Source organism: Marinomonas sp. 15G6-16, assembly GCF_055809555.1.
This window is the reverse complement of the sequence record NZ_CM147916.1, coordinates 855,596-867,721: the sequence shown is the minus strand read 5'-3', so window position 1 is coordinate 867,721 and position 12,126 is coordinate 855,596. Positions and strand designations below refer to the sequence as shown.

Sequence of the window (12,126 nt, the reverse complement as noted above, 5' to 3'; positions counted from 1 at the left end):
GGATTAAAAAAGGTCGATTATTCTATCGGTAATTAAACTAAGATAATGGTTCAATAAATAGCCAAAAATACGGATAGCATTTAGAAGGCGTAATTATAAGTCTCAGCCTCTCGTGTGCAAGGGCTAGACTTGCTTTTCCGCAATTTGCCCCCACATTTGCCACATGATTTTAATTTACTTTTGCAAAGAGTGCTGAGAACGAAGTTGGAATGAAGGCAAGGAAAAGTGTTGTACTTCTTATTCTTGTCCGTTTTACAAGTTTTCTTCTCACCACTAGGAGCGCTAAATGACAACAAACACGCAACAAACAGAATTGCTCGCCAAGCTAGAAAGCCTGATTGATGAAAACAGCGGTCAGCCCTATGGCGCAGTTTGGGAAGTCACTGGTGATGAAAGTCGCCTGCATATCGTATTAAATTTGAGTTATCCAGCAGAGACGGAACAGGCTTCATTGGAAGCACGTATTAAAACGGCATTGGGCGATAGCCGAGAGATAATTTTAGAAATAACGCACGAGATAAAAAGTCAGCCGACTCAAGGTAACATCCCAGGCTTAAAAGGCGTGAAAAATATTATTGCGGTTGCTTCTGGTAAAGGAGGTGTTGGTAAATCCACAACCACAGTGAACCTTGCATTAGCGATGGCGAAAGAGGGCGCGCGCGTTGGTATTTTAGATGCGGATATTTACGGCCCAAGCCAAGGCATGATGATGGGCTTTGCTGATGGTACTCGACCAGAAGTACGTGAAGAAAAGTTCTTCATTCCACCAACTGCTTATGGCGTGCAAGTGATGTCGATGGCGTTTTTGACGACCAAAGATACGCCCGTTGCGTGGCGTGGACCAATGGTAACAGGTGCGCTAATGCAGATTTTGACGCAAACGGATTGGAATGATCTTGATTACTTGTTCATCGACATGCCACCGGGAACTGGCGACATTCAACTTACCTTGGCGCAAAAAGTGCCAGTAGCTGGCTCTGTGATTGTGACGACGCCACAAGATATCGCCTTGTTAGACGCTCGCCGCGGCATTGAGATGTTTAATAAAGTGAAGATTCCTGTGTTGGGTGTGGTTGAAAATATGTCCACACACATCTGTTCTAATTGCGGTCATCATGAAGCAATATTTGGTGACGAAGGTGGCGCGAGCCTTGCCAAAGAATATGATGTTAACGTATTGGGCAAGTTGCCATTGAGTTTAGCGATTCGCCAACAAGGTGACGCAGGCAAGCCGATTGTTGCTGACGCGCCAGAAAGTGATGCGGCAGGCATTTATCAGTCGATTGCACGCAAGCTTGGTGCTACCCTTACGTCCCAACAAGGTGCTTCAGATAATCAGCAATTTGTCATGCCAACCATTGGCATGAGCGATGATTAAAGAAAGACAATGATTTAACTGCCTATTAAGGAAAAGTAATGCGTTTGTGTGACCGAGATATCATAAAAGCCTTAGATGAGGGTTCTATCGTCATTGATCCTCGTCCTGATAACAGTGTTATCAGTGGAGTGTCTGTGGATCTTAGATTGGGGAATTCGTTTCGAGTTTTTCAAGGTCACCCAGCACCGTATCTTGATCTTAGTAGCTCAAAAGCGGATTTAAGCAAAGTAATTGAATCCGTTATGAGTGATGAAATTTTGGTGGAAGACGGCAAACCTTTCTTTATCCACCCTGGTGAATTGGTGTTGGGTGTGACGAAAGAATCCGTCACCGTGCCAGATAATCTGGTTGGTTGGTTAGATGGTCGTTCGTCTTTGGCGCGCCTTGGTTTAATGGTTCACGTAACGGCTCATCGAATCGACCCAGGTTGGAGCGGCGGCATTGTTTTGGAATTCCTCAACGGAGGCAAACTGCCAATTGCCCTCAGCCCAGGAATGACCATTGGCGCAATCAACTTTGAAGCCATGTCTGGCTCAGCAGAGCGTCCTTACAACAAACGTGACAACGCGAAATACAAAAACCAAACCTCTGCAGTTGGCAGCCGGATTTCGGGTGATAAGTCTTAGGCTAGCAGTTAAAGGGGTCAGAACCCTTTTAATAAATTCATATCGAAATGCACACTCTTATTGGATTTAAAGGGCTCTGACCCCTTTAAATCCAATATTCTTTTTCACTTCAACAACCACAGTATTCTTCTTTATGCGTCTGTTAAAATCGACCGTTCATCCAAGCCTGAATTCACTAGATAAATCTTCCTTTTTGCGCCTTGCTGCACGAGGGATTGTGTTAAAAGGCGAGGAAATTTTAATGCTTTATACACAACGTTATGATGATTACACCTTGCCGGGCGGTGGCATAGATGAAGGTGAGAATCAGGTTGAAGGTTTGATCCGTGAATTGGCAGAAGAAACGGGCGCGCAGAATATTCGTAATGTGAAAGCCTTTGGTATGTATGAGGAATTTCGCCCTTGGTACAAGGAAGATTTCGACATTGTTCAGATGAATTCTTACTGTTATACCTGCGATATTGATGAAGAATTAGGCGAGACGAACTTAGAAGATTACGAAGTAAAAAATGGCATGAAAGCTGTGTGGATTAATGTTCATGATGCGATTGAACATAATCTGAATACGATCAAAAACAGCGACAAGAAAGGTATGTCCATTGAGCGTGAAACCTTTTTGTTATCCTTGGTGAGAGATGAATTTCTGGTGGCTTCTTAATCGCTTTTCGTTCATCGCAGTGAAAACCCTCTTGGCGTGATTTTCACTTTTGGACTTTCTAAAAAACTATGTGGTTTGATCGTAGGCTAGGTCTTTTTGTTCAGATTCAGGCTCAGCTTCACTCTGTTCAATGATGTTTTGATCACTTGTTAGTTCTTCTGGCGATTTGGTGACACCCATAAACTTGCCGCCAGATTCGATGCTTAGGTTGTCACTGTAAACCGTGCCTGTGACTCGGCCAGAGCTGAGTACTTCAATGTAGGTGGCTCGGCAAACACCTTCAAATGTGCCGTTAATGATAAGGCGTTCGGTAAGAATTTCACCTACGACATTGCCTGTCTCACTGATTCTCAGTAGATTTTTTACTTCAATTTGTCCTTCAACGTATCCGTCAATTTGAAGCTGGTTTTCTACTTTAATGTGTCCGTTGATTGAGCAGCCTTCTGCGATGAGAGTTGTAGTTGATGACTGACTCTTAACTCGATTTTTCCCACCAAAGATTCCCATCCTATTCCTCTTACGTTTTTGAAAATTGAATCAAAATTATCGACATCCCAATCCAAAAAAGGTTTCGGATTAAGCGCTCGCCCAATAAACCTTACTTCATAATGAAGGTGTGGCCCAGAAGATAAACCACTGTTTCCTGAATAAGCAATGAGATCGCCTTTTTTTACAAAGTCGCCTTTATTAGCGGCGAACTTACTTAAATGAGAGTAGGAACTGGAAAAACCATGAGCATGAAAAATGCGTAGGTAGTTTCCAGAGCCTTCATTGCTTGGTCGGGTCACTTCAATGACACCGTCAGCAGGTGCATACACTGGAGTGCCTGTGTTTACTGCGAAATCCTGTCCTCGGTGAAATTTTTTGATACCGGTAACAGGGTGTATTCTTTCTCCGTAACCAGAGGAGGTTCTGGCGTTTTTAACGGGAGCACCACTGGGAATCTGAGTGAGCATGATAATACGTACGGACGAGTGAATGGCGGCTGTGTCTAAGCGTGATTCAAGCTCGCTAGTCGCATCGTTTTCCATGCCTAACAGGTTTTCTAAATCGCCCAATCGGTCAGAGACCAATTGCATTTTTTCTTCCCGCTCTAATAGGTCACTTTCCAAGTTGGTCTTGAGCTCAGTTAAGGCGGTAAGTTCACGACTTAAAGAAGACGATCTTGTTTCCAGTTCATTTTGTTTAATCTTGGCAAATTCGGCTTCATTAACTAGGTAATAAATCACGCCAGCCATGACGACCAGAGCAATAATGATGGCGTAACTAATAATTTTAAATGTATGGCGAAAACTCTTCCCAAAACTAAAGTGCTTGCTTCCATGAACCGAAGAAATGGAAATGGTTAAGTGGTCTTTCATTGCCTGTTTTTGTCACCAACATAAAAATGATTGTTTAGGTATACAATAGAACATTTGTCTTTGTATAGTTTTTCTTACATATCAAAAGCGGCCTTTACACTTGAGATAAGTTTTTATTCAACTGTAGATGAGCGATAGACTTGGTAGGAATCTGATAGAAGTTTTTAGATGATATTTTTAGCGTATTACTTTGCTTTCTTAAGCGTGCTGACTTTCTTTATTTACGGTATTGATAAATACGCCGCAAAAAGAGGAAGCCAGCGTATCAGTGAACGCACCTTACATATCTTATCGTTTCTGGGGGGATGGCTTGGTGCTATGTTTGGCCAAAGTATGTTCCGTCATAAGACTAAAAAGCGCCGTTTTCAGGTGGTGTTTTGGTTGACTCTTGTTGCCAATATTCTTATTTCAATGCTTTTTATCTGGATCCTGTAGAAGCTGGTTTTAAAGTGTTTTTATGGTTCTAATTCTTAGGTTGTTGATGCTAGGAATGAAAAAACGTGCCTAAGGTGCAAAAAGGTGTGATTTTATCTGGCTGCATGAAACGATTTACTTTCCTCAATCTGCTTTCCCCTTTAATATCTTGTCATTGGGTCGTAACGTGGAATTTTAGAGCCTTACTTTTTTTGCTTTGAATTTGCTGTTACTCGTAATCATTTATTTATATAGGAAACAAAAATGGCGGCTTTTGGTAGCGTGTTTATGCCGAAAATGGCATTAGCAACATTTGAAAACAATCAATGGAGTGAAGCAAACCTAGTCTCTTCAGATAGCATTCAATTGCATCCTGGTGCGCATGTGTTGCATTACTCAAGTACCTGCTTTGAAGGTTTGAAGGCTTTTCGCCACGCTGATGGTAGTGTGCACGTATTTCGAATGGACCAAAACATTAAGCGCTTAGCGCAAAGTAGTCGTTTGTTGTCATTGCCTGAGTTGGATGAAGCTCAGGTTACAAAAATGATTTTAGATGTTGTTGCTGAATTCGCAACAGATGTACCAGAGCCACCAGGGTCTATGTACATTCGCCCAACTCACATAGGAACAGAAGCAAACGTAGGTAAAGCAGCAGGCGCAACAGCGGCTTCTATGTTGTACGTTTTGTTGTCTCCAGTAGGCGATTATTTCACAGGTGGTGCGAAAGCATTGCGCCTTTTGTTGGATGAAACGGGTATGCGTTGTGCGCCTCACATGGGCATGATCAAAAGTGGTGGTAACTACGCCAGCGCATTAGGTCCAATCAAGAAAGCCAATGAAGAAGTGAAAGCTGACCAGATTTTGTTCTGCCCAAATGGCGATGTGCAAGAAACCGGCGCAGCAAACTTCTTGTTGATTGATGGCAACGAAATCATCACCAAAGGTTTGGATACGTCTTTCCTACATGGTGTGACTCGCTCTTCTATTTTGACGTTAGCGGCAGATTTGGGCATGACGGTAACAGAACGTGATTTGACTGTTGCAGAATTGCTAGAGCGCGCCGCTAAACCAGAAGTAGAAGCGGTATTGTCTGGCACAGCAGCGGTATTAACTTCTGTCGGTACGTTTATTCATAATGAGAAAGAATACAAAGTGGGTTCTGGTGAGCCGGGGCCAATCGCAAATAAACTTCGCCAAGCATTGAATGATATTCAATGGGGTAAAGCAGAAGATACTCATGGTTGGTTGACAAAAGTAAGCTAATTTAGTTTTTCTTTTGACATAAAAAAGCGAGTAGAAATATGAAGTTTCTACCCGCTTTTTTTATATCTATTTCTAAAAGATGAATTTAGAAACTGATTCTTGCTGAGAAAGAAGTGATGTCTGCGAAATCAAGAGACTCATAGTTACCAGAAATAGAGAAGTTTTCTGTGAAGTAGTATCCCAATCCAACTTTAAAACCATCAAAACCATCATGATCTGTGTATGTAGAGTAAGACGCTCTTAGCTCTAAACGATCCGTTAATGTGCTGTTTACACCAGCCGTTATGCTGAAGTCGCTGTCAGCTTCGTCGTAGTCGTTGTAATGAACAAAGCCAAATAGAGTCGTGTAGCTGCCTAATTCAATATAGTTACCGATACCTAGTTTCAAAATATCAGCGCCACCATAATCAACAGATTCAAGTGAAATTAACGGAACAATGGGTGTTTCGAACACGGCAGACAAATTAGAGTAGTCGCCATCTGATGCGCCAGAACCGTAATCAACTGTGCCCATAGCGTAATCGATATAATTAAAAGGTGCAGCTTGTGCGCCAGCAGACAAAGCCATTGTGGCTACTGCAATACTTGAAACGATAATTTTTTTCATGTCCTTTTCCCCTAGTTCTCATTGAGACAACAAATAGCGAAGTGATAGCTGTATGGCAACTTCTGTACTACTTCAACGGCTTGCTTTGATAAAAGTTTAATGATGAATTGGGATATTTTATGAAGAGAGTTCTTATTTTTAGGTAACTTAATGATATAAATAGAGTTCTCTTATTTGTAAAGATTATGAAGACGTGTACTCCAGACATTAAGGCGATGATCAATGAAAGAAATGATGAAAAAGTTATGTGCTCCGATTTTGAATATGTTTGAGTCTGGGGAAGGGGAATACGATTATAAAAAGTCTCACCGTACTATTTTGCTGGTATTAGGTCTGCTATGTTTTGTTATTGCCACGGTATCCTTGGTGTTTACATTGAAAACAGGCGAGTTCGCAGGGATCATTCCAATTGCTGTTTTTGGTATAACGGGCATCGTATGTGAAATTGTTGGGTTATTGGGCAGTGATCAGGCTGTTGCTAGGATTTGGAAGCGCCGTTGATAGAATCGATAGTTTAAAAAGAAACATAAAAAAGGCGATTCACTGTTAAGGTGAGTCGCCTTTTTGCTAACTAGGGGGAGCGTTTTTGCTATTTAGAGCAATTATTTACGGTCTTTACCCTTGTGCATTTTTTCAGCGCAATTGTCTAAACGCTCTTCCTGAAGCTCAACGAATTTTTCTTTTTGCTCAGGTGTCAAAATGCTGATCATTTGGTATTGCTTGTTCAGCATACTCACTTGGCGTTTGATGTGTTTTTGAGCCATTTCTTGTGCGATTTTAGTCGCTTCAGCTGGATCAAACTTGTCTGCTAATAGTAAGCCGTTTAGTTGTTCAAGCTTTTGCTCTTGAGCTTCTTTGCGCTCTTCAGGAATACCGTTTTCTTCGCGATCTTCTCGAGCTACTTTACGCTCTTCTCTATCTGCTTTGCGGTCTTCTTTGTCCGCTTTACGCAACTCTTTTAGTTGATCTTTTTGAGCATCAGTCAGTTCTAGTTGTTTCAAGATGCCGCGGTCTAAACCTGGGAAGCATTGTCCGTCTCCGCCTTTATGGTCTTTTCCGCCAAAAGCCAACGCGCTACCAGCACTTAATGCGAATGGAAGAACAACAGATGCTAAGATGATTTTTTTTGCCATTTTCATATTCATTTCCTTCTATATTGTAGGTTGGTATTCGTTATTGCGCTGTGTGTTCAGCGAATAGGGATAGAATAGAGTTTGTTAGGTAAAGTGGCGTATTGCTAAGGTAAAGTATCGTAAAGGCCTGATTATTGTTGTCATTTCAACGTAAAATATACTTAATGACTTGTCTCTTTAATCATTTTTCAGGAAAAGCACATGCCACATATATTAATCATTGATGACGACATTGAGTTAAGTGATTTACTTAAAGAAGTGTTGTCGTTTGAAAATTGTACAGTCTCTACCGCCTATGATGGGATGGAAGGATTAGATGCAATGGATGAAAGTGTGGACTTGGTTTTACTTGATGTAATGATGCCTAAACTAAATGGCTTTGAAACCTTAAAACAGCTGCGCGAAAAATGGGACGTTCCCGTGTTAATGCTAACAGCGAAAGGCGATGAAATAGACCGCGTTGTTGGGCTTGAGCTTGGTGCAGATGATTACTTACCTAAGCCGTTTAGTGAGCGTGAATTATTAGCAAGAATTCGTGCCATATTACGAAGAACTCAAGTCACCAAGGCTGGGACTCAAAATGACTTTGTGATGTATCGAGACATTAAACTTTACCCTGGTCGATTAGAAGCTTATTGCAATGGTGATCTTTTGGATTTAACCAGTACGGAGTTTGCTTTACTGCATTACTTCCTACTTAACCCTGGGCAAGTACTCACGAAAGAAGTTTTGAGCTTAGAGGTTTTAGGTAAACGCTTGGCAGCATTTGATCGAGCGGTAGATATGCACGTATCTAACTTAAGGAAGAAGTTACCAGATTGGCCGAATGGCAAACCGAGAGTTAAAACATTGCGTGGTCGAGGTTACTTATTGGCTGAGGGGGAATAATGAAACTACCCAAAATCACCAGTTTGTATGGTCGTATTTTCGCTATTTTCTGGTTCACCATGTTCTTAGTGATTCTGGCTGTGCTGGCTTTACCGCGCTTAGATCCTCGATTAACCAAAGACATTTCACCACCTCATTACAGCGATATGCTCCAAGTGAGAGACAGAATTGAGCAAGAGTTTGTCAAAAACAAAGAGCTTTATTCCGTCATTGATGAAATAGAACGCCGCTCGAAACGTGGTGACGAAGACAGCAAACTGCGTTTGTATATTACGGACCTTGATGGTGAAATTCAGGTTTGGTCTCGTCGGTCTGATTTCACATTGAGAATGTTACGAAATTTCGTTACTCGAGTAGAAGATCCTCTTAAGCCCCAACAAAAGTTATATGGCAGAGTCATGTTATCAGGGCCTTTCCCGATTAAGCTTGGCGATGAAGATCGTCTTCTTTATATCGGAGTAAAAAAGAGTGAGCCACCAAGTTTCCTATTGCAACTGTTTGATCAACCATTTCGTCTACTTTTAGCGGTTATGCTGGTCAGTACGCCTTTACTTTTATGGCTTGCTTGGGCGTTAAGTCAGCCTGCTCGTCGATTGGAAAAAGCAGCGCAAAGAGTGGCTCAAGGTGTGTTTGAAACGGACCCTAGCTTGGAAAAAGGCACCTCTGAATTTCGCCAAGCAGGAGAAAGCTTCAACCAAATGGTGGAAGCGGTGAACAACATGATTTGCCGACAACAGCGATTGTTGTCGGATATTTCTCATGAATTACGTTCGCCATTAACTCGATTGAGAATGGCGCAAGCGTTGGCCACAAGAAAGCAGGGTGAGAGCACGGAACTGACTCGGATTGACACAGAAGCTCAGCGACTTGAGCAAATGATAGGTAAGCTGCTTGAGCTATCAAGTATGCAAGTAGACAACCATACAAACAGAGAAGCACAGCCGCTTTCTAGCTTGTGGGAAGAGCTGCTGACAGATTGTCAGTTCGAAGCCGAACAAATGGGCAAAGCACTCCATGTGTCGGCGATTCCAGATCGCTCTATTGTTTGTTATCCGCAGCTTTTGATGAGTGCGCTGGAGAATATTGTTCGTAATGCGATTTCTTATAGTAAAGATGAAATACGCGTTGATATGAGAGAAGAAGCGAAAGCGTTACATATCCGTATTGAGGACAATGGTGAAGGGGTTCCTGATGAAGAGTTGGAATCTATCTTCAGGCCTTTCTATCGAGTGTCAACGGCTCGTGATCGTCACAGTGGCGGAACAGGTTTAGGTTTGGCCATTACAGAAAGTGCGATTCGTCAGCATAATGGTTCTGTGACGGCATCTCGTAGTGAATTGGGTGGATTGTTAGTTGAAGTGACCTTGCCATTGGTGTGACTTAACCCGTAAAACTTGACCAATAAAAAAGAGAAGCAAATAACATTTTGCTTCTCTTTTTTTGTGTTTATTGTCGTTTTCTTTGAGTGTTATACGAACACAAAGAACTTGGCAATAAACAATGCTGCTAGAAGGTAAACTGCAACGCTAACTTGCTTACCTTGACCAGATAATAATTTAATGACCGCGTAACTGATGAAAGAAAGCGCGATGCCGTCAGCGATTGAGTAAGTTAATGGCATAGTGAAGGCTGCGATTAAAACCGGTGCTGCTTCAGAAATATCATCCCAATCAACATGTACCAAACTGCCTATCATTAGAACCGCTACGTACATCAAGGCACCAGCCGTTGCGTAAGCTGGAATAGAACCTGCTAATGGCGCAAAGAAAAGGCTTAACAAGAAAAGCAAAGCGATCACAACAGCAGTTAAACCAGTTCGACCACCAGCAGATACACCAGAAGCACTTTCGATGTAACTTGTTGTAGAAGAGGTCCCTAATGCAGCGCCAACGACCGTTGCGCTTGAGTCTGCCAAAAGTGCTTTTTTCAAACGAGGCAATTTACCTTCTTTATCAAGCAATCCACCACGTTGACCCACACCGATTAGCGTGCCGGAAGTGTCAAATAGATCAACAAAGAAGAAAGCAAAAACCACACTGATCATACCAATTTGAAAAGCGCCTTCTATGTCCATAGCAAGGAAAGTCGGTGCGATAGATGGCGGCATAGAAACCAAACCACCAAAACTGTTTTGACCAAATATCATAGATAAAACAGTGACCAGTAAAATGCCAATCATCACGGCGCCAGTGACATTTAAGTAAGCCAATGCACAGATCACAAAAAAGCCTAGAAAGCCGTAAATAGCAGAAGGAGAAGACAAATCACCTAAAGAAACCAAAGTCGCAGGGTTTTTAACAATGATGCCCGAGTTTTGGAAAGCAATCATCGCCAAGAACAAACCAATACCTGCAGCAATGCCTAGCTTTAGGGAAGATGGAATAGCGTTAATTACCCACTCACGAATGCGGAATATACTGATGAAAATGAAAAGAATACCGGATAGGAAAATGGCTCCAAGAGCTTGTTCCCACGAGTAGCCCATGCCTAAAACAACACCGTAAGTGAAGAAGGCATTTAAGCCCATGCCCGGAGCCAAGGCGATTGGGTAATTTGCATAAAGACCCATAATCAAACAACCAATGGCTGCAGCTAGACAGGTCGCGACAAATACCGCTCCTTGGTCCATACCTGCTTGAGCAAGAATAGATGGGTTCACAAAGATGATGTACGCCATGGTTAGGAAAGTCGTGATGCCACCGACGACCTCATTGCGTATGGAGGTATTATGCGCTTTAAGTTGGAAATAACGTTCGAGCATGAAAATTGCCTTTTTTGCCTTTAGTGGGGGAGTGTTAAAGCTGATCGTTTAGTCAGCCCTAAAATTAAAGGCGGCTAGTATAAAAAAATAGGCCGTGATTTGGGAGAAGAATTTGTCTGTTTTAAGGAAATGGGCTCTTTTTTGAGCCCAATTAGGTGCTTTTACAGTTGTTTCACCTCGTAGCCTCTGTTCTTAAGCTTTTTCAAAATGCTGTCTGGTCCTGCGAGATGCATGGCGCCAACCATAATAAATTCAACTTGTGAGTCATTTAGCATGGTTTCTATCTGAGGCATCCATAGGTTGTTACGCTTTGTTAGAAGCGATTCATACACGTCTGGGTAGTTTCTTTTGAGATCTACAATTTCTAAACTTGCCATGGTTTCCATGTCGCCTCGACGCCAGCTGTTCCGAAGTTTATCCATTGTGCTTGGCATCTCTTTAATATCGTCTAGAGCGTATTCTATGATTTGCTCTTCGTTTTCCTGGTTGAAGCTACTGAGAGCAGAGATTTGCTCTTCTGGTTCTTCTAGCCAACCTTTTGGTTTGTTTTCCTTTGTGGCTTTGCGTGAATAAAACATATCCACACCTTCACTGGTGTAGCCCAGATGTTTTAGTTCAATCATATTCAAAGACATTGCCAATGAACTTGGCTTGAGGTTTTGTACCGCGTTGATCGGAATGTTTCGGCTGTTCAGGTAATCGACAAGGGATTGATAAGTGTCAGATGGCAGTATCTTATCCAGTGTCGTTCCGTCGGTATAAAGCATGTTATTTTGAAGATTTTTTTGAAAAGCAGCAGAACTAATGGTGTCCATGTTGGTTTCAAAAATGACTTTCGAGGATGCTTGGTAAGCAATGTCGTAGGCTTTAGGCAAAGGGTAATCTTGCGGTGTTAAAAGATGAATAGTACCGCCAATGTAAACTGTGTTTGTCTCAGATGAGACCTTCCAGACGGAAGCTGCTTGCGTTTGAAATGTGGCAGCGGCGAGAAGAGTAAAGCCAATTTTTTTTAAGAAATGCATGTCTGCCTCGAATAA

14 protein-coding genes are annotated in these 12,126 nt (G+C 42.1%); 8 read left to right on the top strand and 6 right to left on the bottom strand.

Going from position 1 to position 12,126, the window contains the following annotated elements:
• Positions 1 to 286: 286 nt before the first annotated feature.
• From apbC to AC0L46_RS04160, 3 genes are all read left to right on the top strand, one after another.
• Positions 287 to 1,378, top strand: coding sequence for an iron-sulfur cluster carrier protein ApbC (gene apbC / locus AC0L46_RS04170; RefSeq protein WP_473506005.1), 1,092 nt, complete (start codon positions 287 to 289; stop codon positions 1,376 to 1,378).
• A 38-nt stretch (positions 1,379 to 1,416) separates the two neighbouring features.
• Positions 1,417 to 2,004, top strand: a complete 588-nt coding sequence (gene dcd / locus AC0L46_RS04165; RefSeq protein WP_473506003.1) for a dCTP deaminase — start codon at positions 1,417 to 1,419, stop codon at positions 2,002 to 2,004.
• Between the two features lie 241 nt (positions 2,005 to 2,245).
• Positions 2,246 to 2,662: an NUDIX domain-containing protein gene (locus AC0L46_RS04160; RefSeq protein ID WP_473506001.1), complete on the top strand. Its 417-nt coding sequence runs from the start codon at positions 2,246 to 2,248 to the stop codon at positions 2,660 to 2,662.
• Positions 2,663 to 2,728: 66 nt separating this feature from the next.
• Here the strand turns inward: AC0L46_RS04160 and AC0L46_RS04155 are convergent, their stop codons facing one another.
• Together AC0L46_RS04155 and AC0L46_RS04150 are read right to left on the bottom strand one after the other, a co-directional pair.
• Positions 2,729 to 3,169 (bottom strand): bactofilin family protein, encoded by a 441-nt coding sequence (locus AC0L46_RS04155; protein ID WP_473505999.1) that lies wholly within the window; start codon positions 3,167 to 3,169, stop codon positions 2,729 to 2,731.
• Positions 3,073 to 4,023, bottom strand: coding sequence for a M23 family metallopeptidase (locus AC0L46_RS04150; RefSeq protein ID WP_473505997.1), 951 nt, complete (start codon positions 4,021 to 4,023; stop codon positions 3,073 to 3,075). Before AC0L46_RS04150 ends, AC0L46_RS04155 begins: the two co-directional genes overlap by 97 nt.
• Positions 4,024 to 4,191: 168 nt before the next feature.
• Between AC0L46_RS04150 and AC0L46_RS04145 the strand changes: the two genes are divergently transcribed.
• Positions 4,192 to 4,458 carry a DUF1294 domain-containing protein gene (locus tag AC0L46_RS04145; protein WP_473505995.1) on the top strand — a complete coding sequence of 89 codons (267 nt, stop codon included), beginning with the start codon at positions 4,192 to 4,194 and terminating at the stop codon, positions 4,456 to 4,458.
• Between the two features lie 243 nt (positions 4,459 to 4,701).
• The gene (locus AC0L46_RS04140; protein WP_473505993.1) at positions 4,702 to 5,700 is read left to right on the top strand and encodes a branched-chain amino acid aminotransferase; all 999 of its coding nucleotides are present in this window, start codon (positions 4,702 to 4,704) and stop codon (positions 5,698 to 5,700) included.
• Between the two features lie 85 nt (positions 5,701 to 5,785).
• Here the strand turns inward: AC0L46_RS04140 and AC0L46_RS04135 are convergent, their stop codons facing one another.
• Complete coding sequence (locus tag AC0L46_RS04135) at positions 5,786 to 6,307, bottom strand: hypothetical protein (protein ID WP_473505991.1); 522 nt, start codon at positions 6,305 to 6,307, stop codon at positions 5,786 to 5,788.
• 222 nt (positions 6,308 to 6,529) lie between these two features.
• On the opposite strand from AC0L46_RS04135, the gene AC0L46_RS04130 reads away from it, so the two are divergent.
• A complete protein-coding gene (locus tag AC0L46_RS04130) occupies positions 6,530 to 6,808 on the top strand; it encodes a hypothetical protein (RefSeq protein WP_473505989.1) in 279 nt (92 codons plus the stop codon).
• A gap of 101 nt (positions 6,809 to 6,909) precedes the next feature.
• Here the strand turns inward: AC0L46_RS04130 and AC0L46_RS04125 are convergent, their stop codons facing one another.
• Positions 6,910 to 7,446 (bottom strand): CpxP family protein, encoded by a 537-nt coding sequence (locus AC0L46_RS04125; protein WP_414680262.1) that lies wholly within the window; start codon positions 7,444 to 7,446, stop codon positions 6,910 to 6,912.
• Between the two features lie 195 nt (positions 7,447 to 7,641).
• Here AC0L46_RS04125 and AC0L46_RS04120 point away from each other — a divergent pair, with 195 nt between their 5' ends.
• Entirely contained in the window at positions 7,642 to 8,328 is a 687-nt protein-coding gene (locus tag AC0L46_RS04120) for a response regulator (protein WP_414680261.1), read from the top strand.
• Positions 8,328 to 9,707: an envelope stress sensor histidine kinase CpxA gene (gene cpxA, locus AC0L46_RS04115; protein WP_473505986.1), complete on the top strand. Its 1,380-nt coding sequence runs from the start codon at positions 8,328 to 8,330 to the stop codon at positions 9,705 to 9,707. Before AC0L46_RS04120 ends, cpxA begins: the two co-directional genes overlap by 1 nt.
• An 89-nt stretch (positions 9,708 to 9,796) precedes the next feature.
• Here the strand turns inward: cpxA and AC0L46_RS04110 are convergent, their stop codons facing one another.
• Both AC0L46_RS04110 and AC0L46_RS04105 read right to left on the bottom strand, forming a co-directional pair.
• A complete protein-coding gene (locus AC0L46_RS04110; RefSeq protein ID WP_473505984.1) occupies positions 9,797 to 11,089 on the bottom strand; it encodes an NCS2 family permease in 1,293 nt (430 codons plus the stop codon).
• 161 nt (positions 11,090 to 11,250) lie between these two features.
• Positions 11,251 to 12,111: a TraB/GumN family protein gene (locus tag AC0L46_RS04105; protein WP_473505982.1), complete on the bottom strand. Its 861-nt coding sequence runs from the start codon at positions 12,109 to 12,111 to the stop codon at positions 11,251 to 11,253.
• Positions 12,112 to 12,126 lie beyond the last annotated feature (15 nt).

Coding starts and splice junctions, on each gene's coding strand:
- apbC (WP_473506005.1), top strand. CDS start 287: ATGACAACAAACACGCAACAAACAGAATTGCTCGCCAAGCTAGAAAGC.
- dcd (WP_473506003.1), top strand. CDS start 1,417: ATGCGTTTGTGTGACCGAGATATCATAAAAGCCTTAGATGAGGGTTCT.
- AC0L46_RS04160 (WP_473506001.1), top strand. CDS start 2,246: ATGCTTTATACACAACGTTATGATGATTACACCTTGCCGGGCGGTGGC.
- AC0L46_RS04155 (WP_473505999.1), bottom strand. CDS start 3,169: ATGGGAATCTTTGGTGGGAAAAATCGAGTTAAGAGTCAGTCATCAACT.
- AC0L46_RS04150 (WP_473505997.1), bottom strand. CDS start 4,023: ATGAAAGACCACTTAACCATTTCCATTTCTTCGGTTCATGGAAGCAAG.
- AC0L46_RS04145 (WP_473505995.1), top strand. CDS start 4,192: ATGATATTTTTAGCGTATTACTTTGCTTTCTTAAGCGTGCTGACTTTC.
- AC0L46_RS04140 (WP_473505993.1), top strand. CDS start 4,702: ATGGCGGCTTTTGGTAGCGTGTTTATGCCGAAAATGGCATTAGCAACA.
- AC0L46_RS04135 (WP_473505991.1), bottom strand. CDS start 6,307: ATGAAAAAAATTATCGTTTCAAGTATTGCAGTAGCCACAATGGCTTTG.
- AC0L46_RS04130 (WP_473505989.1), top strand. CDS start 6,530: ATGAAAGAAATGATGAAAAAGTTATGTGCTCCGATTTTGAATATGTTT.
- AC0L46_RS04125 (WP_414680262.1), bottom strand. CDS start 7,446: ATGAAAATGGCAAAAAAAATCATCTTAGCATCTGTTGTTCTTCCATTC.
- AC0L46_RS04120 (WP_414680261.1), top strand. CDS start 7,642: ATGCCACATATATTAATCATTGATGACGACATTGAGTTAAGTGATTTA.
- cpxA (WP_473505986.1), top strand. CDS start 8,328: ATGAAACTACCCAAAATCACCAGTTTGTATGGTCGTATTTTCGCTATT.
- AC0L46_RS04110 (WP_473505984.1), bottom strand. CDS start 11,089: ATGCTCGAACGTTATTTCCAACTTAAAGCGCATAATACCTCCATACGC.
- AC0L46_RS04105 (WP_473505982.1), bottom strand. CDS start 12,111: ATGCATTTCTTAAAAAAAATTGGCTTTACTCTTCTCGCCGCTGCCACA.